This is a genomic window from Gemmatimonadota bacterium, assembly GCA_009835325.1.
In the GTDB taxonomy this organism is placed as follows: Bacteria; JAAXHH01; JAAXHH01; order JAAXHH01; family JAAXHH01; genus JAAXHH01.
Window position 1 is genome coordinate 1 of record VXWP01000010.1, and the last position, 22,753, is coordinate 22,753.

Annotated in this window: 17 protein-coding genes, 1 tRNA gene and 1 riboswitch; of the genes, 5 read left to right on the forward strand and 13 right to left on the reverse strand. The window is 60.7% G+C overall.

The window, feature by feature from the left end:
* The first annotated feature begins 120 nt into the window (after positions 1-120).
* Together F4Z81_00990 and F4Z81_00995 are read left to right on the forward strand one after the other, a co-directional pair.
* Entirely contained in the window at positions 121-630 is a 510-nt protein-coding gene (locus tag F4Z81_00990; protein MXW03623.1) for an ATP-binding protein, read from the forward strand.
* 8 nt (positions 631-638) lie between these two features.
* On the forward strand, positions 639-1,190 hold the full coding sequence (locus F4Z81_00995) for a hypothetical protein (protein ID MXW03624.1): 552 nt from the start codon (positions 639-641) through the stop codon (positions 1,188-1,190).
* Between the two features lie 1,444 nt (positions 1,191-2,634).
* Here the strand turns inward: F4Z81_00995 and F4Z81_01000 are convergent.
* Positions 2,635-2,708 (reverse strand) — tRNA-Arg (locus F4Z81_01000).
* Between the two features lie 264 nt (positions 2,709-2,972).
* Here F4Z81_01000 and F4Z81_01005 point away from each other — a divergent pair.
* Together F4Z81_01005 and F4Z81_01010 are read left to right on the forward strand one after the other, a co-directional pair.
* On the forward strand, positions 2,973-3,686 hold the full coding sequence (locus F4Z81_01005; GenBank protein MXW03625.1) for a hypothetical protein: 714 nt from the start codon (positions 2,973-2,975) through the stop codon (positions 3,684-3,686).
* A gap of 1 nt (position 3,687) precedes the next feature.
* Positions 3,688-5,388, forward strand: coding sequence for a hypothetical protein (locus tag F4Z81_01010; protein MXW03626.1), 1,701 nt, complete (start codon positions 3,688-3,690; stop codon positions 5,386-5,388).
* 345 nt (positions 5,389-5,733) lie between these two features.
* Here the strand turns inward: F4Z81_01010 and speB are convergent, their stop codons facing one another.
* The gene (gene speB, locus F4Z81_01015; protein ID MXW03627.1) at positions 5,734-6,564 is read right to left on the reverse strand and encodes an agmatinase; all 831 of its coding nucleotides are present in this window, start codon (positions 6,562-6,564) and stop codon (positions 5,734-5,736) included.
* 141 nt (positions 6,565-6,705) lie between these two features.
* A riboswitch (cobalamin riboswitch) is annotated at positions 6,706-6,896 on the forward strand.
* Positions 6,897-7,173: 277 nt separating this feature from the next.
* Here speB and F4Z81_01020 point away from each other — a divergent pair.
* A complete protein-coding gene (locus F4Z81_01020) occupies positions 7,174-9,114 on the forward strand; it encodes a TonB-dependent receptor (protein ID MXW03628.1) in 1,941 nt (646 codons plus the stop codon).
* A 26-nt stretch (positions 9,115-9,140) separates the two neighbouring features.
* Here the strand turns inward: F4Z81_01020 and F4Z81_01025 are convergent, their stop codons facing one another.
* From F4Z81_01025 to F4Z81_01075, 11 genes are all read right to left on the reverse strand, one after another.
* Positions 9,141-10,241 carry an Ldh family oxidoreductase gene (locus tag F4Z81_01025; protein ID MXW03629.1) on the reverse strand — a complete coding sequence of 367 codons (1,101 nt, stop codon included), beginning with the start codon at positions 10,239-10,241 and terminating at the stop codon, positions 9,141-9,143.
* 1 nt (position 10,242) lies between these two features.
* Positions 10,243-11,133, reverse strand: a complete 891-nt coding sequence (locus F4Z81_01030; GenBank protein ID MXW03630.1) for a dihydrodipicolinate synthase family protein — start codon at positions 11,131-11,133, stop codon at positions 10,243-10,245.
* Between the two features lie 83 nt (positions 11,134-11,216).
* A complete protein-coding gene (locus F4Z81_01035) occupies positions 11,217-12,611 on the reverse strand; it encodes a sodium:solute symporter family protein (protein MXW03631.1) in 1,395 nt (464 codons plus the stop codon).
* 22 nt (positions 12,612-12,633) lie between these two features.
* Positions 12,634-13,737: a P1 family peptidase gene (locus F4Z81_01040; protein ID MXW03632.1), complete on the reverse strand. Its 1,104-nt coding sequence runs from the start codon at positions 13,735-13,737 to the stop codon at positions 12,634-12,636.
* Positions 13,738-13,908: 171 nt separating this feature from the next.
* Entirely contained in the window at positions 13,909-16,506 is a 2,598-nt protein-coding gene (gene clpB / locus F4Z81_01045; protein MXW03633.1) for an ATP-dependent chaperone ClpB, read from the reverse strand.
* A 262-nt stretch (positions 16,507-16,768) separates the two neighbouring features.
* A complete protein-coding gene (locus F4Z81_01050) occupies positions 16,769-17,317 on the reverse strand; it encodes an isoprenylcysteine carboxylmethyltransferase family protein (GenBank protein MXW03634.1) in 549 nt (182 codons plus the stop codon).
* 22 nt (positions 17,318-17,339) lie between these two features.
* Positions 17,340-18,437: an exo-alpha-sialidase gene (locus tag F4Z81_01055; protein ID MXW03635.1), complete on the reverse strand. Its 1,098-nt coding sequence runs from the start codon at positions 18,435-18,437 to the stop codon at positions 17,340-17,342.
* Between the two features lie 11 nt (positions 18,438-18,448).
* Positions 18,449-18,949, reverse strand: a complete 501-nt coding sequence (locus tag F4Z81_01060) for a hypothetical protein (protein ID MXW03636.1) — start codon at positions 18,947-18,949, stop codon at positions 18,449-18,451.
* Between the two features lie 46 nt (positions 18,950-18,995).
* A complete protein-coding gene (locus F4Z81_01065; protein ID MXW03637.1) occupies positions 18,996-20,048 on the reverse strand; it encodes a hypothetical protein in 1,053 nt (350 codons plus the stop codon).
* Positions 19,957-21,075, reverse strand: coding sequence for a hypothetical protein (locus tag F4Z81_01070; protein MXW03638.1), 1,119 nt, complete (start codon positions 21,073-21,075; stop codon positions 19,957-19,959). Before F4Z81_01070 ends, F4Z81_01065 begins: the two co-directional genes overlap by 92 nt.
* A 184-nt stretch (positions 21,076-21,259) precedes the next feature.
* Positions 21,260-22,726, reverse strand: coding sequence for a cobyric acid synthase (locus F4Z81_01075; GenBank protein ID MXW03639.1), 1,467 nt, complete (start codon positions 22,724-22,726; stop codon positions 21,260-21,262).
* Between the last annotated feature and the right edge of the window lie 27 nt (positions 22,727-22,753).

A 22,753-nucleotide genomic window follows, 5' to 3' on the forward strand; every position in this document is an offset into this window, starting at 1 on the left:
GGTAAACAGTATGTTAGCACACTGCGTTTGGCCCAACAGGGTGAAGTGCCCCCCTTAGTCTACCAGTCAGATGCAAGATACAAGGAAAACACGTTAGCCCGATTCATAAGTCGCCAAGTTATGTACGATCCACAGTTGGTTGATGAAATGTTAAATTCAAAACAGAAGGATGTTATCGTAGAGTTTTTACGGAAATTCGAACCTAAGACGGTGGACGTTAGAATAACATTGGATAGGATTATCGCAGTCGATATTGGCTTAGATTCGTTCTTACCGGTTAATCATCTTGGGGGTGGGCCGGGGCGTATGTTAACGATTCTTAGTGGGCTCTATGGAACGAGGACTGGAATCCTGATAATAGATGAAGTTGAGAATGGTTTCCATGTCTCTTCTATTACAGAACTTTGGCGTATGATCCTTGAGCATTCAAGAATCACAAACACTCAGGTATTTGTTACCACTCACAGTAGAGATGTGTTAGAAGGTCTGAATGACGTTCTAGTCGGAGAACAGGATTCAGTTGCCTGCTATTGGTTGAGTAAGCTTGATTCTGACCAAATCAAAGCCTATAGATATTCGCCACTCGAGTTGGCAGGAGCACTCGATGCGAATATCGATATTCGTCACTAAGGAAGAAATTGAATCATATTTTAGTCGAAGGAACTGAAGACGAAAAGTTCCTCAACTCATATATTCGGTTTTTGAATATCCCTGCTTTGGATTTTGAAATTAGACCAATAATGGGGAAAGGTAATATACATAGTTTTAGAAACGATATCGATGACTTGATTCGGAGAGATGTTAATGTCGTTATTGTATTTGATGCCGACCAATCTTTCGAAGATACATTAGATCAAATCCGGGACGCACTGAGTGGAATCATAGTCGAGAAGCAAGAGCAACAAGTTCCATGTTTTTTGTTTCCAAACAACCACTTAAATGGTGCCCTTGAGGATTTACTTGAACAGATAACAAAGCGAGAGCATGCAAAGATCTTCGCATGCTTCGAGTCGTACTCGCGTTGTATTGGTGAAAATTACATTACGCCAAATAAAAAAGGAAAGATTTACGCTTACAAGGAAGCGCTGGGTATATTGAATACGCCTTTCGAATCCTGTAGTTGGGACTTTGAAAACCTAGCTCTCGATCCATTACGTGTTTTTCTCCTGGGTAGTCTACGCACGTCGTAGGTGATGTTACAGTTACTTTTAAAGTAAAACCGGAGGCATAAGTTCAACCCATATCTTATGCCTCCGGTTTTTTAACCTTTGAAGTAACCTGTAATACGTAGTAGAGTAAAACAAATCTGCCAATGATGCCGTTTTCATTAATTTCAATGGGGTATTCCTGTCGGTGCCGTTTACGGATAAAAACTGACCGTCAATCTGACGTTAACTAGCCACAGTTACTGACACCAGATATCAGCAGAAACGAAATATCCGAATTTTGAATGTGGTATACCCAATAACGTAATTACTTTTTGTTGTATCATAAGATACCTGACTAAAGCATTAAATTGGTGTTCTATGCCAGTATGGACTTCAATAGTCGGAGAGTGCAGATCCGAGACAGTTAAGAGTCTCGAATTGAATCATCCGGTTTGCTACGAGCCCCAGAGAATTTGGTGTAAGAGACAAAAGTTTGTGTACTGATTGAGAATTTACCCTAAGCAGTATTGTCTCTATCATCTGAGAAACAAAACCGGCCATCGGCGTTCGGTGTTATTACCTAGTGGACACTTTTAGACCTGCTGATGGCTTCCCCCTCTGGGAGAAAGAACAGTTAGATTCTACTGCGATGGCATAATAAACACGCAGCCGGTTGACCAGTTACGGATCGATCTCGGTTTTAAATTCTGAAGGCATCCAAATCGAATCGGATCGTTTTGGGGATTCACTTAACTCATCGAGTAGTAACAATTCATCACTAGTTTCACGACCTGCGCCTTGTCCTCAGATCTTGTTTAACATGAAGTAATAACCGGCGTTCTTAAGAGAACACGGCGTAGTATTCCTCCGTTCGATTGAGTGGCTAACACTTGTAGAGTAACTTTGTGGCTATCAGTTCAACCACATTCTCGATGCCGCCTCAGGTACTAGTGAATCCAAGCTGGACGAAGTGGGCATTTTGGTTTTAATGACTCCCAATGAGGCTAATGATTTAGTAGTATCCGAACAACACGGTCCAGCACTCCTATAGAAAAAATGTCAATATAGGTTTATACCAGAATCCTGTGTCTTGTTTTACGTGTCTTGCTTGACACGAAACCAATTGGCAGTGGAACTCCACACATTGTTGGATTTAGTAGATTAATCATATAGGGTTCGATCTCTTGTTGTGTTTTCTTAATTGTTTCTTTATTACAATGCCTTCCCGTACACTCCACAGTATTCACTCACATACATCCCAACAGTGCACCTTCAATCCTACGTTGAATCTTTCTCTTCCATCCCGCTAAAATGTCACAACCCGGTTTTGTACTCAGCAAGAACGTGACAGTCTGAGCAGCCACGCAACTTTTTATACAATTAAGTCACGGTCACATATCTGTATCCGCATTGTCGTAATCTACGATTTAACTGTGGGTCAATTCGTTGGAATTACGGCAGGGAGTCTTACATAGGTAGGTTGGTATACCCCAGGCAGGATTCGAACCTGCGACCCTCGGATTAGAAGTCCGATGCTCTGTCCGACTGAGCTACTGGGGCGCACCACCTTCAATATATGGGATCGGGGGTTGCTGTCAACACGAGAGTGGGACGGCCCCGGGTCGACTTTTTGCGGTAGAAAGCGAGATTTCAAAAACGGCTTCCGACTGTTGAGGTATGCCGCATTGAAGCGGTCACTCAACAGTTCATCTTCACATGGGAGCCAAAATGAAACGTCTTCTACCGCTTTTATTATTACTCGCGACACCGGGTACGGCCTGGAGTGCTTTCGAACCGGTTTACGCCGGTGCCAGACCCGTCGGCATGGCGGGTGCTTTCGTGGCCGTCGCGGACGACGCCGAAGCGTCGTTCCTGAACCCGGGCGGTACGCCCAGGATAGGCCGGCTTGCCCTGACGAGCTACTATACGCGGCTCTTCGGCATGAAGGAACTGGCCCAGGTGGCCGTCTCCGCCGTCGCGCCGACGGGCCTGGGGCACTTCGGCCTGTTCTATCACGGACTGGGTAGCTCGCTGTACCGGGAAAGTGTCTTCGGCCTCTCCTACGGACGGTCCTTTGGCAGGCGGTTCCATGCGGGACTCGCCCTACGCAGATTGAGCCTTTCCATTGAAAACTACGAAGGCGCTTCCGCCGTTGCGATGGATGCGGGGATCCTTCTGGATCTCCCCTACGATCTTCGTCTTGGTGCGATGGCTCATGCCGTCGGCCGTTTTTCTCAATCCGGTCCCGCCGCGGAAAGCCCCCGCATCATCCAGGCGGGCTTGAGCCGGACGGGAGACCGTCTGACAGTTTCCTTCCAGCTCGACCGCCACCCCCGTCATGGCTACACCACGAGAGTGGGCCAGGAATTCCGCCTGGCCGAGTCCGTTACGATCCGTGCCGGTCTGACCACCGATCCTTCTCTGTTCTACGTCGGCCTGGGCCTGTCGAAGGGACGGGTCAAAACGGACTACGCCCTCTCGTCCCACGCCCTCCTCGGCATCACGCACCGGTTTTCCCTTACCATGGAGTTCGGTTGATATGCGTCTGTTCATGAAACCAATGTGGCGCGTACTGGCCGTCGGTTCCCTTGCGACGATGATGAGCGTGCCTGAAAAACGGGCGGCCCAGGATCTCGACTACTCGATCGATGCGCTGATCGACCGGGAAGCCGCCGATGTCGATCCGGAGGACATCGCGCTGCTGGTATCGCTGCGACGCGACCCGCTCGATATCAACCGGGCGGGCCGTACCGAGTTGGAACAGCTTCCGTGGATCACGCCTGCCCTCGCCGGCGCGATCGTGACCTGGCGTGAAAGACACGGCCCCTTCGGCAACGCCGGCGAACTCATACGGGTTCAGGGTTTCACGCCTGCCCTTGTTTCGAGGATCAGTCCCTTTGTTCGCGCGGCAGGAGGCGGCGCAGGGGACGATCGAAGTTTCGATTCCACCGGGCGCCTGCGCGTGGCACGAAGCCGCACCGACCGTCCCGACACCCCGGGAAACGGAGTCCTGGGTATGCAGGCGGACATTGGACTGGGAAGCAGGTTCAAGCTGGGAGGACGGGGCGAACGCCGGGACCGGGGCGGCGAAACCCGGTGGCGGTCCGGATACGTGGAATTCGGCGGTTCGGCTACTTCCCGCAGGCTGATCCTTGGGTATTTTGAAAAGGATTTCGGCCAGGGACTGATATGGCGCAGCCATTCGATCCGGCCCTCCACGGCCAGTCTCAGCGCGTCGGTGAAACGCCGCATCCGTGGCCTGCGGCCCGTGCGGACGACCTATGCATCGGGCGCTCGGCTCGGCGCGGCGCTGCGGATCGACCGTCGAGGATTCAGCCTGACGGGGATCCTTTCGCGGACCGATTCAGGCAAATGGGAGCCAGGCGGCCGCCTTGGCTGGAACCGGAACGGAGGGTTGGTCGGTATCTCGGTCCTGCAATCGGATGGTAGCCTGCGCGTTGGTACGGACCTCGACTTCCTATACGGCGGCACGAACCTGTTCGGTGAAATGGCGATCGACGGCGAGGGTTATCAGACTATTCAGGGAGGCATGGTCTGGAGCATGGATGGCGTGGAAGGCGGACTGACCTTCCACCGCCAGCCGGATGCACGGTTGATTGAAAAGTCGGAAAGAACGTGGCAGAGCCTGCTTGTGCGCTGGCGGCCGGATCGCCGGACCACGCTTCAACTGAGCATCGAACCCCGGTTGACCTACCTGGAACTGTATCGGCGCAGTACCATGCGGTTTCGCCGCAGAATGGGGCGCGGTGTCATAGCCTCAGGAGTGTGGCGCCGTGAAACGGATGAGCGTCAGGTCACCGGATCGGCCTTGCTGGACACCTGGCGGGGACAGGTGGCCTGGCGGGTGCCGGACCGGGTCCAGTGGCGAGCCCGCTACGAGCGGCGCGGCCGGTCCGGTTTGAAGCCCGAACACGATCTGCGGCTGTACATGCGGTACCGATCCAAAGACCGCTTCAGCCTGTCCGCGCAGTGGGAATACACGCTGGCCGGATTTCCCACGCCGGAGGATACGCTTGCCGGGTTCTCCGGTCCGGAATCTTCGGCATCCCTGTTTAATACGAATCACCGCGCGAGGTGGGTTATCCTGCTATACGGACCGGTCGGACCGGGCGTTTCAACTCTGGTTCGCTACACGCGGACCCGCCAGACCCGTTACGATCAACTCAAGGTACCCCTCGTCGAAACACGGTGGGTTCTGCAGTTGAATGCCCGGTGGTGAATGGGTAGTTCATCATCTCAAGTGGTTGAAGGAACCATATCAGGAGGCAAGTGAAAATTCAGAGAACAGTCCCTGACCGATGACTTAGAAGAAGAGTTCAGACAGCTGATTTCCAAAATATATGACGCCGTGCATGAAGGGAGGACCAGGTTGTTTCATGAAAAGACTACGCTCGACGACCTGTTCGTGACGGGCGAAGGCTCGCACGATAAAATCACCAATATACCTGATAAGTTCAAAGATCACTTAGTGGTTGCGTCGAACGGTAACCGGTCCTGGCTGGTCTGGAAACAGAACTGCTCTCCGTACTTAGGTGACCGGCCATAGGCTATGGGCGCGGCAGGATCATTCCATCCGCGCATCGAGGATGACGCGCCCCAATAGTTCACAGGTCAGTTTCGCGGCGACGATCGCCGTCCCGCCGTCCCGGTCCAGCTTCGGATTGAGCTCGACCACATCGCCGCCGACCACGTACGGCGCACGCATCTCGGCAACGACCTCGAGCACCTGGCGCACGCTCAGTCCGCCCGGTTCGGGATGGGAGACGCCCGGCGCGAAACCGGGGTCGAGCGCATCGACGTCCATCGAGATGTAGACCGGCGTGTCGAACGCCAGCGCGGGAACCGGTCCGGTCGAGAAGGCGGGGATTACCTCGACGTTGTGTCGCTTCGCCGCGTCGTGCTGCGCGGGTGTGAAACTTCGAATACCGACCTGGACCAGTCGCTCGACGAGGCCGTCTTCCAGGATGCGGGCCATGGGGCAGGCGTGAGAATAGCGGTTGCCTTCGAAGTCGGGGTACAGATCCGGGTGCGCGTCGAAGTGCAGGAGGCTGATCCGGCCGTGTTTCGCGGCGAAAGCGCGAACTACGGGATAGGTGACCGCATGATCGCCGCCCAGGACGACGAGCCGAGACGTTTCGTCCAGTGCCTGCCTGACCCCACGCTCGATGACATCGATGGGTTCGCGCGCGCCTTTTTCATCCGGTACCTCGAGGTCGCTGTGGTCGAGCACGCTGTCGCTCGGCCACACGCGCACGCCGGTCTCGGAGTATGGATTGCCAGATTCCGACCCGAGCGCGGCCCTGATTGCCGGAGGCGCGGAGGCCGGCCCGCGGCGAAAAGTCGAGTTTGCATCGAAACCGACCCCCAGCAGGCCGACTTTTATGCTATCCGACATCCTGTCTGTCCCGTTCGAGTTTTCGCCCCGATGAATTCCATCATTGCCATGCATGGGTTGCAGTGCATGGCATATTAGTCACGGAGCGGTGGGTACCTCAAGAAAATTCACACTTTTCGTTTGATCTCCCGTCGAGATGGCACTACATTGACCTCAGCAGGTGAGAAGTTGGGAAGACGGTGCGAATCCGTCGCGGACCCGTCGCTGTGACCGGGGACGAAAGCCGCATCATGAGCTTAAGGGCTCGAGCCACTGTTCCGAAAGGAATGGGAAGGCGCGGTGAGTAGAACGATCCGGAAGCCAGAAGACCGACCTGCGCCATAGTTTTCATCGGCACTTCCGTGGACTGAAGTCGTCCGGTGTACATGGATAATGGAAAGCGTGGCCATCCGGCTTAGACGCTCCGGCTAAGTGTCCTGGGGCGTGGTATAGCGCGGACCACGCTCCGAGGATGATAAACGGCATCCCCGTATCTGACATAGTCAGGTGCGGGGATTTTTGTTTAATGGGAGGTCACCTTGTAAAACAGCCTGACGCAGTATCCAGAAAGCCCCTTTTCGTGTCGCCGATATCGAAATCTCAATCGAATCGCCAGGTCAGGAGTCCAAAATGATGAAAAACCTACGAAGCCCACTGAAATCCGTGTTCTGTTTGATCCTGTTTTCCGCCATGCCAGGACTCGCCCAGGATACGCAGGATACACAGGATACGTCGGACCAGGCGCCCAGGTACATTCTGGACACCGTAGTGGTAACAGGCAACAAGATCGAAACGCCCCTGCGGCAGGTCTCGAGTTCGATCGCCGTAATCACCGCGGAAGACATGGCTCGCAGCGGTCAGGCGACGGTCGCTGAAGTGTTGCGTAACGTGGGAGGACTGAGCGTAGCGCAGAACGGGGGACCGGGCAAGAACGCGTCTGTTTTCCTTCGCGGTGCCGAATCGGCCTACACCCTGTTTCTGATTGACGGTGTCGAAGTAAACGATCCCATGTCTCCCGGACGCAGCTTCACTCCGGCGCATCTGACCGTCGACCAGGTAGAACGGATCGAGGTGCTGTACGGGTCCCAGAGCACACTCTACGGATCGGATGCCATCGCGGGCGTGGTGAACATCATTACGAAGAAGGGAGCTGGTCCGCCGAAGATCGATGCCTCCATCGAGGGTGGCGCGCTGGGTACGTTTCGAAGCCGGGCGGGATTGAGCGGGGGCACAGCAGAATACACGTATGCGATGGACGGCTCGTTCCTCAACACGAAGGGTATATCGGCGAATGCCCTGGGGAACATGGAAGAAGATGGTTATCGGAATACCACGCTGGGTGGCCGTTTCGGGGCGACGCCTTCCGCCGGCGCTTCGGTCGATCTCAACGTCCGGTACACGGACGGCCGCGCCGATATCGACAACGGAACCGGACCCAATGGAGACGATCCGAACCGGATAAACATGTCCAGACAGCTGTTTGTCCGGCCCTCCGCGACCTTCGAGCTCTGGTCGCAACGCTGGAAGCAGACCCTGGGCTACAGCCTGGTCGACCACAGCAGAGAAGACGACAATCCGGTGGACGCCAACCAGGAGACAGCCTCCAATTCCACCTTCGACGCGCGATTGCACAAAGTGGACTGGCAGCACACGCTGTTACTATCCAAGGGGAATACCGTCGTGTTCGGCGCGGAAACCGAGTCGGAACAGGGAGAATCGGAGTCAAAAGGGCCGTTTTCGAGCAAGTTCGACCGTCAGACGGCGAGGACGACAGGCGTATACCTGCAGGAGATGCTGCAGTATGGCGACGCATTGTTCGCCGCCGCGGGCATCCGGGTCGATCACCACGACCGGTTCGGATCCGAATTTACCTACAACCTCGCACCAAACGTATTCTTCGAGGAGACGGGGACCAGGATAAAAGGCGCTTACGGTACGGGTTACAAAGCGCCTTCACTGTTCCAGCTGTATTCATCCTTCGGTGATTCCACGCTTCAAGCGGGTACGAGCAAAAGCTGGGAAGCGGGGATCGAACAATATACGGCTGACCAGCGTCTTGCGGCCGGTGTGACGTACTTCGACAATATCTACGATAACATGGTCGGATGGGATAGTGCGACCTCCAGTTACAAGAACGTCTTCAAGGCAACGAGCAAGGGCGTGGAGTTGACCGGCAGGTATTCGGGGAGCGCGGGAACATCTCTGCGGGCCTACTACACCTTTACCGATTCAAAGGACCACGAATCGGATGAGCAGTTGTTGCGGCGGCCGCGGCACAGCGGCGGGATCGTATTGGATCAGCGGGTACGGCCGGGGTTCGACCTGAACCTGAGTTACCGGTTCGCGGGGGAACGGCGGGATAACGACTTTTCCACCTGGCCTGCGACACCGGTTACGTTGGACGGCTACGGGATCGTGAATGTCGCCGCCAACTGGAAGATCACGCCGAACTTTCAACTGTTCGGCCGGGTCGACAATCTCTTCGATACGAAGTACGAGGAGGTCCTGGGCTACGGGACCGTGGGCATTACGGGCTACCTGGGTATCCGGGTAGGGTACGGCGGAAATTGAGCAGGCGGTACGGCGAAGTGGCCGGATTACACGTTGTCTCGCCCGATGCCCAGTTCGTCCAGGATGTCCTGTATGGCGGACCAGACGGGCGGATCGACTTCGATGCCCTTTGCCATTTGCTGCTCCCGCTTGCGACGCGCGCCTTCGCCCGGTATCCGGATTTCGTCCACGCCGGGCGCCTTGTGCGCGCCTTTGATGCTTTCCGCGAGCCGATCCACTTCAGCGGATAGGGCGGCCCTGGAAACAAACATCTCCGGATCGATGACGAGGATGAACAGGGCGTTCTGGTCCAGGTCCTCCGGGGATCGGCCGCTGCAGCCCGCGCCGCTCAGGCCGCCGGTCAACACGTCGACCAGTATACTCAGCGCGAAGCCCTTGTGTCCCGCGAGCAGACTGCCCAACGGCAGGATCGCCGCCCGTCTGGGCGTGGAGAAATAAGCCTCGGCATCCGTCGTGGTTCGCCCGTCGCTCTCGATGAGCCAGCCGTCGGGCACCGCTCGGCCCTTATTGCGCAGCATCTTCAATCCGCCCTCGGACGTAACGCCCGTGGAGATGTCAATGAGGATCGGGTCGCCGCTTTCACGGGGGATCCCGACGGCCATGGGATTGGTGCTCATCAGGGGCGAGGTCGCGCCCCACGGCGCCACACAGGGATTGCCCCCGGCGTCGTTGGTCATGAGCAGCGCGATGTAACCCTCTTTCGCCGGCTGTTCCACGTATCCCCCCAGCCGGGCGATGTCGTTGGCGTTCACGACGCTCGCGCAGCCGACCCCCGTCGCTTCGGCCTTGCCGACCGCACGTTTCATGGCCTCGGTGGCCGTCCAGGGGCCCATGCCCATGTTGGCGTCCAGGTGCACCGTGGAGACGGTCTCACCCAGGACGTCCAGCGGCGCGCCCGGGATCATGTTGCCTGCGCGGATGCCCTCCGTGTACATGGTGATCCGCATGACGCCGTGGGAATGGTAGCCGGAGAGGGAAGCTTCCATGAGCCGCTCGGTGACCACCCGTCTTTCATCGCCTTCAAGGCCCAGTCGTTCGAAGATACGGTCCATGATCCGGGCCAGCCGGTCCGGGTCGATGCGGACGGGAAGCGGGTCCGAAGCGGTCATGTGATCCGAAGCTGTCATGCTATCCGTCCAGCGCGCCGAGGAGTGCCAGTCCTTCCTCGATGCCCCGCTTCTGCTCGTCGGTCGTATCGTGCATGGGGGCGCGTGGGAATCTGCCGGGACAGCCCTGCAGCGTCTGGGCGTACTTGGTACAGGCCGGCAGGTTCGTCCCGGACATGGCGTTCCAGAGACGCAGGAGTTTCCGGTGCAGATCGAGGGCCCGTGCGTGATCGCCCGCCTGTACCGCGTCCCATACATTCACCGACGCCCGGGGCGCCGCCGTCAGAATGGCCGCGATCGATCCGCGGGCGCCCAGGGTGTAAGCCGAATACATCAGGGCGTCCACAGCGCAGAAGAGCAGGTGTTCGGGATCGGCCATGATCAACAGGTCGGCGAAGAGCTTCAGGTCGCCGGCGCTCTGCTTGACGCCGACCACGCCGGGCACCTCATCCATGATCCGGCAGAGCAGTTCCGGCGAGAGGTAGCTCCAGGGTACCACGTTGTAGATGATGATGGGATGTTCCACTTCCTCGCCCATTACCCTGAAATGCTCCTGCATGGCATCGTCGTCCGGGCGGAAGAGGTAATGGACCGGGGTCACCTGGAGCGCCGCCACGTCGAGGTCGGCGATGGCCTGCCCCCTTCGGACCGCATCGCGGGTGCTGTCGACGATGATGCCGGCGACGATCGGCACGCGTCCCGCCGCCGCGTCCAGGGCCGTGTCCACGAGACCGCGGAACTCATCGACGTCGATCGTATGGCCCTCACCGGTGCTTCCGCCCACGGCGATACCGTGCGCCCCCTGGTCGATCAACCAGTTGACCTGTTCTTTCATGGCCCCGAGATCCACGGCGCCGTCCCGGGAGAATGGCGTCGTCGCCGGGGGAATTACACCCCGCAGGTCATTGAGCATGTCTTCCTCCTTCGTTGGGTTGAGGTTGCTGTTCAGACTGATTCAGATTCGCGTCATTGCGCGCTGCCTGGTCGAATCTGATGTCACCCAGCGGGTTCCGTCCCGCGACGGGACATCATGTGCAGCGCCATGATCACCACGGCCGTTCCAATGCCCCAGGTCGCCGGGGATATGCCGGCCAGTCCGCCGCCGTTCGACCACAGATGCACGAGGATCATCACCAGGACGGAACCGGCGATGGTCGCCAGGGCGCCGTTCGCGTTCGGCCTGGTGGAATACAGTCCCGCGATCAAGGGCACGAAGAGCGCCACGGACAGTATGCTGTAGAAGATGGTCAGCGCGGTGATGACGTCCGGCAGCACGGCCGCCAGGACCACGCCCGCGAGCCCTGCGCCCACGGCCGTTATCCGGCTGACGGCCAGCATCCGCTGCTCGGAAGCGCCGGGTTCGATATAGGTCTGGTACAGGTCCCGGCTCAGGGAAGTGGTCAGCATGAAGAGCACGGCGTCCGCGGAACTGATCTCGGCGGAGAACACGGCGGCCAGCGTCAGCCCGCCGATCCAGAAGGGCAGGGCATCCATCAGCAGTCGGGGCAGCGCGAGGTCCGGCGAATCCAGGGACGGGAAGGTGTGGTAGGCCGCCATGCCGAGGAGCGCGGGGATGAAGGCGAAGAGCATCAGGGCGACGGCATTCGTGCAGACCCCCTGCCGGACCGCCCGGGCGTCCCGGGCGCCGTAGATCTTCTGCAGAAGGCCCGGCGAGATGATAAACGCGGGCACCAGGACGATGAAGTAACCCCAGATGCGGGAAGGATCGTCCCCGAACCAGCTCTCGAAACCGGTAGGCGCCGCGTTCTCGCCGGACAGGAGACCGGCCCCCGATACGATCAGGAGAAAGGCCAGGATGAAGCCGGATAGTTTCACCACCAACTGGACCATGTTGACCCGGGCGGTGGACGTCAGCCCCCCGAAGGTGAAGTACACGACCACCACCGCACCGCCGGCCAGGCAGGCGACGTACTTCGGGATGCCCAGTACGAGATTGAGGATCCAGGCCAGCGGAATAAGCTGTCCGGCGAGGATCGCCAGGGAACCGAACCACAGCAGCACGGCGATGAGACCCCGGACGCCGCGGCTGTACCTGTGCTCCAGGTAATCCCCGACCGTGTACAGGTTCTGTTCCTTTGCCACGCGCCACATTCGGGGCCCCACGGTCAGGCCCAGGATGAGGCTACCGATACCCGCGGACCCGACCCACCACCACGCCGAAAACCCGTGCGTGTACCCGAGGCCCGTGGCACCCACCGTGGAACCGGCGCCCAGGTTGGCGGCCAGCAGCGTGCCGAACAGCAGCGCGGGGGAGAGCCTCCGGCCGGCCACGAAGAAGTCCTCTGCGCGGCGGACCGACCGCGACGTCCACCAGCCGATCGCCATGAGGAAGAGGGAATAAACGAGGAGGGCGGTTACGTAGGGGGACATAGAGCTTCAGTTGCGCTTCCCGTCATCCCGCGTTCAGTTCCGAATAGGAGGGATAACCGGGCAGGCCTTCGGCCGTGACGACAGCGCGGATGATGGCCCGTGTGACGGCTTCCGCCGCAAGAATCGAAACCAGGGACAGGTTCACGTCGCCTTCCCAGGACCCGGTGGCCATGGCGAAGAGGGTGTCCCCGTCCGCCTGCAGGTGGGCCGGGTTGATGGCGCGGGCGAGCCCGTCGTGCCCGACCTGGGCGATGCGGCTGGCCTGGGTCTTGGTCAGTGCGGCGTTGGTCACAATGACGCCGATGGTCGTGTTCCCGGGCGGCGCTTCCAGACGAAGTGACCCGGTCTCGCGAATCCTCCTGGCCACGTGGACGAATCCCGACCCATCAGGCATCCTGGCGCCGGCAAGCACGCGGCCCGTATCCGGATCGTACACGTCGCCCACGGCATTCACCGCAACGATGGCGCCGACCCTGAGCCCGTCGGGCGTGGTGAAGCAGGCATTGCCGATGCCGCCCTTCATGGCCGTACGCGTGCCTCGCGCGCCGACGGACATCTTGCCCACCGTGGCGCCGGCGCCCGCTCCGATGCTGCCCTCGGGGACCGGATCCGATGTCGCGGCCTGGCAGGCACGGTAACCGGCTTCCGCGTCGGGGCGAATCTCAGGCTTGCCACCGATGCCGAGATCGAAGAGGATCGCGGCCGGAACGATCGGAACCCGGGCGATGCGTACGTCGAAGCCGATGGATCGTTCCTCGAGGTAGCGCATCACGCCCGTGGCCGTGTCCAGGCCGAAGGCGCTGCCGCCGGACAGGACAATGGCGTGGACCTGTTGCACCATGTTCACGGGATCGAGCAGGTCGGTCTCCCGGGTGCCCGGTGCGCCGCCGCGCACGTCAACGCCGCCTACGGCCCCTTCCTCGGCCATGATCACCGTGCAGCCCGTCGGACGTCGTGGGTCGGTGAAGTGCCCGGCCTTGATTCCTTCGATGTCCGTAATGGATCCGGATGGTCCGTAGGGGTCGGTCGTCTGGCCGACCGCGGACTCGCGGCCGCCGACCAGTCCCGCCAGGACGCCCGCGCCGGTCACCCCGGCGGATTTACGCAGAAAGGATCGTCTGTTCATTTAAGCGGCGGTTGATGAAGCGTCGTGGTGAGGGGTCACCCGCAAGACCCGTCCGGCAAGTCCCGACAGGGTATGCGGTTTCCGCCAGATCAAGATGAACAATCGGCCATCCGCCGTCAATTCAATTGTATGCGCGTGTATGCGGGGCGAAGCCGGTCACGGGGACCGGCGTCACGCGGCCGCGGCCTCATCCTGCCGGACGAAGTTCAGGCGGTCGCCTTCGCGGACCACGCGGATCGCGTCGCCTTCCCGGAACCTGCCCTCGATCAGCGCCATGGACAGCGGGTTCTCGACAAACTTGCGAATCACCCGCTTGAGGGGCCGTGCGCCGTATTGAGGCTCATAGCCCTCCTCCGCAAGGAGTGCCTCGGCCTCGGGAGCCAGTTCCAGCGTCAACCCGGCCTGTTTCGAAAGCCGTCCCTGCAGTTCGTCCAGCTGGATACGGACGATGTCGCGGATGTGGTCCCGATCGAGGGGATGGAAGAGGATGATTTCCTCCAGCCGGTTGACGAACTCCGGGCGGAAGTGGGACCGCACCGCACGCATCACGTCCGCTCGCACCTGGTCGTCCTGGGACGCGTCGTGACCGCCGATGTGCTCCGTCCCGATATTTGAGGTCATGATGATCACGGTGTTCCGGAAATCCACGGTGCGGCCCTGGCCGTCCGTGAGCCGACCGTCGTCGAGGACCTGCAGCAGGATGTTGAACGCGTCGGGGTGTGCCTTTTCGATCTCGTCCAGCAGCACGATCTGGTAGGGCCGGCGCCGCACGGCTTCCGTGAGCTGTCCGCCTTCCTCGTAACCCACGTAACCCGGAGGCGCGCCGATGAGGCGGGCGACAGCGTGCCGCTCCATGTACTCGGACATGTCCACGCGGATCATGGCGCCCCGGTCGTCGAAGAGAAACTCGCCCAGGGCCCGGGCCAGTTCGGTCTTGCCTACGCCGGTGGGTCCGAGAAAGAGAAAGGAGCCGATAGGCCGGTTTCCGTCACCCAGGCCGGCGCGGTTCCGCCGGACGGCGTTGGACACGGCGACGATCGCCTCATCCTGGCCCACCACCTGCTGGTGCAAGCGGGACTCCATCTGGACCAGCTTCTCGACCTCGCCCTCGACCAGGCGGCTCACCGGGATGCCCGTCCATTTCGATACGACCTGGGCGATGTCCTCCTCGTCCACTTCCTCTTTCAGCATCCGGCGCTCCCGCTGGAGTTCGGCGAGGGCCCGGTTTTTCTCCTCGAGCCGGCGGTTGAGTTCCAGCTGCTCGCCATACTGAATGCGGGCCACCCGCTCGTAATCGCCGATGCGCTGCGCCCGGTCCGCTTCGATTTTCAGCTGCTCGGTCTGTTCCTTGATTTCCTGGATCGTCTTTACCAGCTCTTTCTCGGCGAGCCAGTGGGCCCGCAGGACGCTGCGCTGCGCTGCGAGGTCGGCCAGCTTGCTTTCCACGGGCTTGAGGCGTTCCTCTGCGTCACTTTCGCGCTTAACGGCTTCCCGCTCGATTGCGAGCTGGCGGATCTGCTTCTCGAGATCGTCGAGTTCGGCCGGCATGCTGTCGATTTCCATTCGCAGGTTCGCCGCGGCTTCGTCGATCAGGTCGATGGCCTTGTCGGGCATGAACCGGTCGCTGATGTACCGCTCGGCCAGGGTCGCCGCCGTGACCAGGGCGCCGTCCCGGATGCGGATGCCGTGATGGATCTCGTAGCGTTCCTTGAGTCCGCGCAGGATGGACACGGTGTTTTCGATGGACGGCTCGCCGACGTATACGGGCGCGAACCGCCTTTCCAGGGCGGCGTCTTTCTCGACATGCTTGCGGTATTCGTCCAGGGTCGTCGCGCCCACGCAGCGCAAGGTCCCCCGCGCCAGCGCCGGCTTGAGCATGTTGGACGCGTCCACCGCGCCTTCCGCGGCGCCCGCGCCGACGATGGTGTGCATCTCGTCGATGAACAGCACGATGTCGCCCGCGGCGTGCTCCACTTCCTTCAGCACGGCCTTGAAACGCTCCTCGAATTCGCCGCGGAACTTGGCCCCTGCCAGCATGGAACCCATGTCGAGGCTGATCACCTTGCGTCCCTTGAGGGATTCCGGGACGTCCTCGGCCACGATCTTCTGGGCCAGTCCTTCCACGATGGCCGTCTTTCCCACGCCGGGTTCGCCGATGAGCACGGGATTGTTCTTGGTCCGCCGGGAAAGCACCTTGATCACCCGCCGGATCTCCTCGTCCCGGCCGATGACCGGGTCGAGTCCGCCCTCCCGGGCCAGGTCGGTCAGGTCCCTGCTGAACTTCTCCAGGGCCTGGTAGCCGGACTCCTGCGTCTGGCTCGTGACGCGCTGGCTTCCCCGAACCTCTTTCATGGCTTTCATGATCCCCTCGCGTCGTACTTCGCCCTCTTTCATGACGCGATGTACCTCCCCGCCGTCATCCAGCAGGGCCAGGAGCAGATGCTCCACGCTGATGTACTCGTCCTTAAGTTTCTGCGCCTCTTTCAGCGCCCGGTCCATGACTCGCTGAAAGGCATCGGAGGCATAGAGCGATGCGCCGTCGCCGGTAACCCTGGGTAGCTTTTCCAGGGCTGATTCCAGTCCCTCCCTGATCCGGGTCGGATCCGTTCCCGCCCTTTCCAGCAGGATGGCCGCCAGGCTTTCCTCTTGTTCGAGCAAGGCCAGCGCCAGGTGCGCGGGTTCCAGCCGGCTGTGGTTGCGGCCACGGGCGATCTCCTGGGAAACCTGGATCGCCTCCATCGATTTCTGCGTCAGTTTATCCGTTCGCATGGGGTCCCTCCTCACCTGTTATATCCTGATAGGGTCCTGATTCATCGCATTCCGAACTATATTGAGCGCAAAACATGTGCCATGGCTGACTTAGCTGCTGCTCCGGCGATTTCGACCCGTTTTCGCGCAAAACTGCAATCTCAAACGGTTAAAAAACCGGAATAGGCTCGACGCAAACTGCCAAAATGGCAGATATGCCAAAATGGCAGTTTCGCTCAACTGTACACGGCTGAACTCGACCGGACGGGAACGCCGAAGTTGATCAGGAAAGTTTACGGAACCGAAAACGCAGCAACCAGCGTGGAACCTGACGGCAGTAGCGGAGGTATTCGTCACCCAGGTTGCGCCGAAGGGCCGGCTCCTCGACGAAGATCAGGTACAGTGTCAGACCCGACCAGCACAGTGCCGCGTATGTGAGTAGCGCGAGCGACTCGAAGGCCAGGCACTCACCGATCAGGATGAGGAAAACGCCAAGCTGAAGGGGGTTGCGGGACCAGCCATGGACGCCGGTCGACCAGATCGGCCGGGCATCTCTCGCGGTCATATCGGTGGTTTCCCGGGCATCCCGGGAAGATTCGTCGCGCTCGAAGGCTCCTGCGGCAGCGGTCACGATCGCCGCCATGCGAATCCGTTCGGCGAAGGCGCGGATGTAGAGGGCAGCGCCCAGGACGATGAGGACCGATCCGGCGGCCGGAAAGCCGGTATCGAACCGCATCTCCTCCATGCCCGCGGTACGGTGCAGGATCAGCCAGGGGAGGGCGATCGCGAAGATGGCGTGCCGTACCAGCGCCGCGATCAGCGGGGCCAGCATGATCCGGGCGCCGGTCAAAGCCCTACCTCACCTTTACGTAGCCGATGCCTCGGACATCGGGCTGGATGAGCCAGAACACGACCAGGAACGCGCCGTCCGGGAGCACCGTCACCGCGGGTTCGCCGAAGGAGTAGTCCTGCCAGTCGTCGTGATCGCCGGACGTATCGCTCTGGGTCCGGACTTCGGCCTTCCAGACGAGTTCGTCCGCTTCCACGCCGAAATCATCGTCCGTGGGCCGAGCGACGGCGAGGCGTATCCCGGGATCTCCGTGCTGCCGCTGGTTGTATACCATCAGGGCCCGTCCGTCCGCCAGGGCGGTCAGCGAGATGGACTGGCCCAGCGTGCCCGTGGAGCGGGTCGGCGTCCAGGTCAGCCCCCCGTCGTGGGACAGCGCGTACGCGTTGGGGTAATCCGGCTTGCCGTGCGGGGCGATATGCCAGCAAGCTCCGAGGAGCCGTCCGTCGGCCAGTTCCACGACCCAGGCCTCGGCGGCCGTCGATCCGGCATCGTCGAAACGCAGCATCGTTCCATGGGTCCACGATTTGCCCTGATCGGTGCTGCGCAGGTAGACCACCTGGTTTCGATCTACTTCCACGGAGGGATCGAAGGTGTTGTAAGGCGAATAGCAGCAGATCCAGGTCCCGTCGCGCGTCACGGTGAGCGCGCCGGGCGCCTCGGCCGAACCGGAGGCGGGCAGGACGATGGGCGCAGGGTCGGTCCAGGTCAGGCCCTGGTCCGCGGACGATGCCCAGAACATGGCGTTCTGCTTGATGCCCTGGGTCTCGTCCCGCCAGAACGATTCACCGGGCTCGTCGATGGGAATGCGGATACCCGAGATGAAGCAGGTGCCGTCCGGCGCCTGGCTGATCGACCCGATGTGCGCGAAATCATCGTGCAGATGGGGCCACAGGTAGACCGGCTTCGCCCACGTTCCGCCGCCGTCTTCAGAGCGGACGATGACCTGCTTGAAATCGTTCTGGCCGAGGGCTTCCTGGACGGCGAAGGAACAGACCAGGCCGCCATCCGCCGTGACCACGCAGCGGGAACAGGCCGCGACCGCGTCCGGACCGGTCGACGGCTGGCGGGCGATCATACCCTGGTCCAGTATTCTGAATGACATGGTGTATACCTCTAGTCGAATGTATAAACGAGTGGTCCGCCCGGCGCGCGATCGAGGCCGAGGACGATGGTGCCTGACCCGGTGCCATACGACGCCTTGTACCGCGCCTTGATCGGGTCGAGGATGAAGTGGTAGTCTTCCGTAGGGTAAGCCTCGCACGGGTCGCCGTCGGCGTCGTGGGCGATGGCGACATCGAGCTGTACGGGATCCGACTCCATGAAGGAATCGGCGGCGATCAGCGTAAACCGGTGCGCTTTGCACCCACCGCTATACGACACGGTAACTGCGAGCGTATCTCCCCTGACGGCGGCCTCGTTCAGTTCATAGTCATCGGTGCCCCACTGGGTGGTGGAACGGACGTCGCCGGGACTGAAGACGACGTTTCCGATCTTCGGGGCGTCGTCGAACGGGCCTTGATCAGGTGTCGTGGAAATGGGACTGTCCGCGTCGTTGCCGCAGGCCGCCGCACAAGCGACTGACAGAACCAGCCACAAGAGCCCGAGGTCCTTCAAGCCGGTGTTCCTTCCACTGAACCGCTATGCGAGGTCTGCGATTCCGCTACACCCGCCGGAACTTCTGAATCCGGTTGTGCGCGAAGGGTACTTCGCACACGTAGACGTCCCCGTGGGAATCCACCCAGATCCCGTGGGGTGCGTCCACAAACACCCCGTCTTTTTCGTCCCGGTTACCCCATTGCGACAGTACCTCGCCGTCCAGGTTGAGGATGCTGACCCTTCCCGGTGCCTCAGCAAGATACACCACATCATCCGGGTCGATGTACAGGTCATTCGCGGCCAGCAGATGGTCCCATGATTCGAGAAACCGGCCTTCGGCGTCGAAAATCTGTACCCGCGCGTTCCCCCGGTCCACGATCAGGACCCGGCCGTCCTTGTCGACACGGACGCAGTGGGGCGTGTCGAACTGCCCCGCCTCGCTGCCGTGACCGCCCCAGGTACAAAGCAGTTCCCCGTCCGTCGTGAATCGGTGCGCGTAGTGCTGGCCGTAGCCGTCGGTCACGTACAGGTCGTCGTCCAGGCCGAGCACCGCCCAGGTGGGCGCATTGAAAGGCTGGCCCAGTTCGCCCGGCCTGCCGTATGTGCCGAGCATGGAGAGCAATTTGCCTTCGAGGGTGAAGGTCATGACCGTATGCAATTCTACTTCGGTAATGTAGATGATATCGTCTTCGCTGATCCAGATAGAGTGAGGCACCTTGAAGATGTCCTGGCCCCAGTCGTACAGGAACCGGCCGTCGCGGTCGTAGACGACGATGGCGGGACTGGGTTCCCGGTCTATGACGTGCACGCGGTCCCGCGAGTCAACGGCCATGGATGATACCACGCCGAGGTCCCGGCCGGCGGGTCCGCCTCCCCAGCCCTCGACAAGTTCGTAGGTGTAGTCTCCCGATCCGTATACCATGTTGAAATCTCCCGGGTTGAGCATGGACCTGAACCGCAAAACCGGTTTCAGGCCGGCTGCCGATCCGCTTGGAATCGCAAGATTTATGCCTTGTCGCTCGATTTCATACGATGCCCGCCCGGACCGTGAGGACGGGTTCCCAGCAGCCGCCGGGCCGTTCCACACCGTCCACGTCGCACAACGGCGGCGCGTCATCGTTCCAGCGCAGCACCGCCACGTCGCCGCAGGCGCCGGCGGACAGGGTGCCGGTCTCGCCCTTCAACCCCAGGACTTCCGCGGGACGGCTCGTCACCCGCAGGAAGGCGTCGCGCTCTGACATTCCGGCCGCGATCAGCTTGGACAGCGTCCGGGGCAGGTCGTGCTGCGGGTCGCTCCCAACGTGCCGGCTGTACTGGTCGGTGGATATGGTATCGGGCAGGAATCCGTCGGCGATGGCCGCCTCGGCGACCGGAAAGCTGAAGGACCGCATGCCGTGGCCGATATCGAAGAGGACGCCCCGTTCCCGGGCGTCTCGTACGCTGGGCCGGATCCTTCCGTCCTTCACCACGCTCTCGGGGAAATCGTTGAAGCAGTAGGTGACCACGTCTCCGGCGCGCAGCAGCGGCAACTGGTCGTCGAGGGACCAGTCGCTGGACAGGCGCGTGCCGACCAGCAGGGGCTTGCCGGTTCGTTCGGAGGCCGCCAGCGCCCGGTTCATGATCTCCCTTGGCGGCGTGGGATTGCTGGGGCCCGTATTGGCCGCGATGCCCCAGATGGCGTCTCCTCCTGATTCGATGGCCGAAACGCAGGCCTCCACGTCCGCGGCTTCCAGGTCCGGAAAGCAGGCATCCGGATGGGATTCACCGTGCATCGAGAGGTTGATGGCGAGGATCACCCGCGTCCTGCATCCCCGGATCACGCGGTTCCGATAGGCCAGCCAGTTGTTGGCGCCGGCGTCGCCCTGGGACATGACGGTCGTAACGCCACGGGACAGGAAGTGGACGTCGGGGTCGACACCGTATCGCGAACCGCCCCTGGCCGGATGGGCGTGCAGGTCCACCAGTCCCGGCATCGCCACAGCGTCGGGGAAGTCGAACGACATGGCGGCGGAACCCTCGACTCCGGGTCCGGACGCCGCGATGCGCCCGTCTTTCAACGCCACGGCGCCTGGTCCGTCCAGGCCGGTTTCCGCGCAGAATACGCGGCCCACCCGTATGAGCAGGTCGTAGTCATACGTCGACATGGGACCTCAGTTCTCGTTTAGGACGAGTTTCACCATCGTCGGGGTATGTGGTGCGGCGTTTACATTAAACATGGCATTCAAATCGGACACGGCATTCAAATTGGACATGGCATGTAGTCCGAACTGAGAGATTATACTATCGGCCCGATATTGGACCAAAACAAAATCATCCGGCAGGAACCCGTCAACCCGGACTGATCCCGATTCTGCCCGAGAGGAGCGAAAGGTTCAGGTTTTCAGCCATGGCGTCGGCGATCCGGTCCAGGTCGCGGGTCCACCGGGCCGTGACATGCTCTTCGGAACTGCTCGTCCAGTTCAGCCAGGATTCGAGTACCGCGCCCCGGTACTTCCCATCATCGAAGAGTCCATGGATGAACGTGCCCAGTATCCTGCCGTCGTCTGAGCGTGCGCAGAAGGGGAACAGGTCGGGATCCCCGCTGCTGCGTCCGTGCCGGATCTCGTACCCGGTGAACGGCAAATCAGCAGGCCATTTCGCCCGGGCCGTCAACGGATGAACCCGTTTGTCCGGTTGCATCTCGGTTTCGATCGGCAGCCAGGCCAGTCCTTCCGATTCGGCGGGTCCCTCTATCTCCCCGGGATCCAGAATACGTCTTCCGAGCATCTGCGCCCCGCCGCAGATTCCCAGTAAGCATCCCCCGTATCGAAGGTGCCGTTCGAGGGCCGGTGTCCAGCCGCGCTCCCTCAGCCATGCGAGATCGGCGGAAGTGGACTTCGAGCCGGGCAGGACGACCAGGTCCCATCCATGCGGCCCGGTCAGTTCCGAGGGGTCGCGCAGCCAGGCAAAATCCACCTTCGGGTCGTGCAGGAAGGGATCCAGGTCGGTTGTATTGCTCGCTCTCGGATAGTGGATGCCGGCGACGCGCAACTTGAGGCCATCGCCGGGCTTCGCGGTACGCCGCGAGCGATCCATGCCCGTATAGGGAGTGTCTTCTTCCGGGAGTCCCAGATCCTGAAAGTACGGTAGCCAACCGAGTACGGTCGTGCCCGCCCGGGTTTCGAGCCAATGGAATACGTCGCCCAGCAGGGACGCTTCGCCCCGGAATCGATTGACGATCATCGCCTCCACGAGCCTGCGGTCCTCCGCTTCCAGGGCCTCCATCGTACCGAGCAGCGCGGCGAAAACGCCCCCGCGGTCGATGTCTCCGACTAGCCATACCGGGATACCGGCCGCCCGGGCGAAACCCATGTTGGCGATGTCTCCCTCGCGGAGATTGGGTTCCGCCGGCGATCCCGCGCCTTCCACGACGACCCAATCATGGGCATGGCGAAGCCGGTCGAACGCCGCCAGCACCTCGGGCATCAACTTGCCCCGGTCTTCCTTGAACCGACCGGCCATGAGCTTGCCACGTACCTCGCCGCACACGACAAGCTGCGCCACGTTGTCAGCCTCCGGCTTGATCAGGACGGGGTTCATGTCCACGGTGGGTTCGATACCGGATGCGAAGGCCTGCAGAGCCTGCGCGCGTCCGATTTCACCGCCGGTGGGACAGGCGGAAGACGCGTTGCTCATGTTCTGCGGTTTGAAAGGAGCCACTTTCACACCGGAACGGGCGAGCAACCGGCATAACCCCGCAGTCAGCAGCGATTTGCCTACGCCCGAGGCCGTGCCCTGGATCATCAAAGCGTTCATCGGGATTCCCATGGTACATGCGCCGCG

Bases quoted from the DNA above. Each gene is read 5' to 3' on its own strand.
- F4Z81_00990 (MXW03623.1), top strand. From the start codon at position 121: ATGTACGATCCACAGTTGGTTGATGAAATGTTAAATTCAAAACAGAAG.
- F4Z81_01005 (MXW03625.1), top strand. From the start codon at position 2,973: ATGGCGGGTGCTTTCGTGGCCGTCGCGGACGACGCCGAAGCGTCGTTC.
- F4Z81_01010 (MXW03626.1), top strand. From the start codon at position 3,688: ATGCGTCTGTTCATGAAACCAATGTGGCGCGTACTGGCCGTCGGTTCC.
- speB (MXW03627.1), bottom strand. From the start codon at position 6,564: ATGTCGGATAGCATAAAAGTCGGCCTGCTGGGGGTCGGTTTCGATGCA.
- F4Z81_01020 (MXW03628.1), top strand. From the start codon at position 7,174: ATGATGAAAAACCTACGAAGCCCACTGAAATCCGTGTTCTGTTTGATC.
- F4Z81_01025 (MXW03629.1), bottom strand. From the start codon at position 10,241: ATGACAGCTTCGGATCACATGACCGCTTCGGACCCGCTTCCCGTCCGC.
- F4Z81_01030 (MXW03630.1), bottom strand. From the start codon at position 11,133: ATGCTCAATGACCTGCGGGGTGTAATTCCCCCGGCGACGACGCCATTC.
- F4Z81_01035 (MXW03631.1), bottom strand. From the start codon at position 12,611: ATGTCCCCCTACGTAACCGCCCTCCTCGTTTATTCCCTCTTCCTCATG.
- F4Z81_01040 (MXW03632.1), bottom strand. From the start codon at position 13,737: ATGAACAGACGATCCTTTCTGCGTAAATCCGCCGGGGTGACCGGCGCG.
- clpB (MXW03633.1), bottom strand. From the start codon at position 16,506: ATGCGAACGGATAAACTGACGCAGAAATCGATGGAGGCGATCCAGGTT.
- F4Z81_01050 (MXW03634.1), bottom strand. From the start codon at position 17,317: ATGCTGGCCCCGCTGATCGCGGCGCTGGTACGGCACGCCATCTTCGCG.
- F4Z81_01055 (MXW03635.1), bottom strand. From the start codon at position 18,437: ATGTCATTCAGAATACTGGACCAGGGTATGATCGCCCGCCAGCCGTCG.
- F4Z81_01065 (MXW03637.1), bottom strand. From the start codon at position 20,048: ATGACGCGCCGCCGTTGTGCGACGTGGACGGTGTGGAACGGCCCGGCG.
- F4Z81_01070 (MXW03638.1), bottom strand. From the start codon at position 21,075: ATGTCGACGTATGACTACGACCTGCTCATACGGGTGGGCCGCGTATTC.
- F4Z81_01075 (MXW03639.1), bottom strand. From the start codon at position 22,726: ATGAACGCTTTGATGATCCAGGGCACGGCCTCGGGCGTAGGCAAATCG.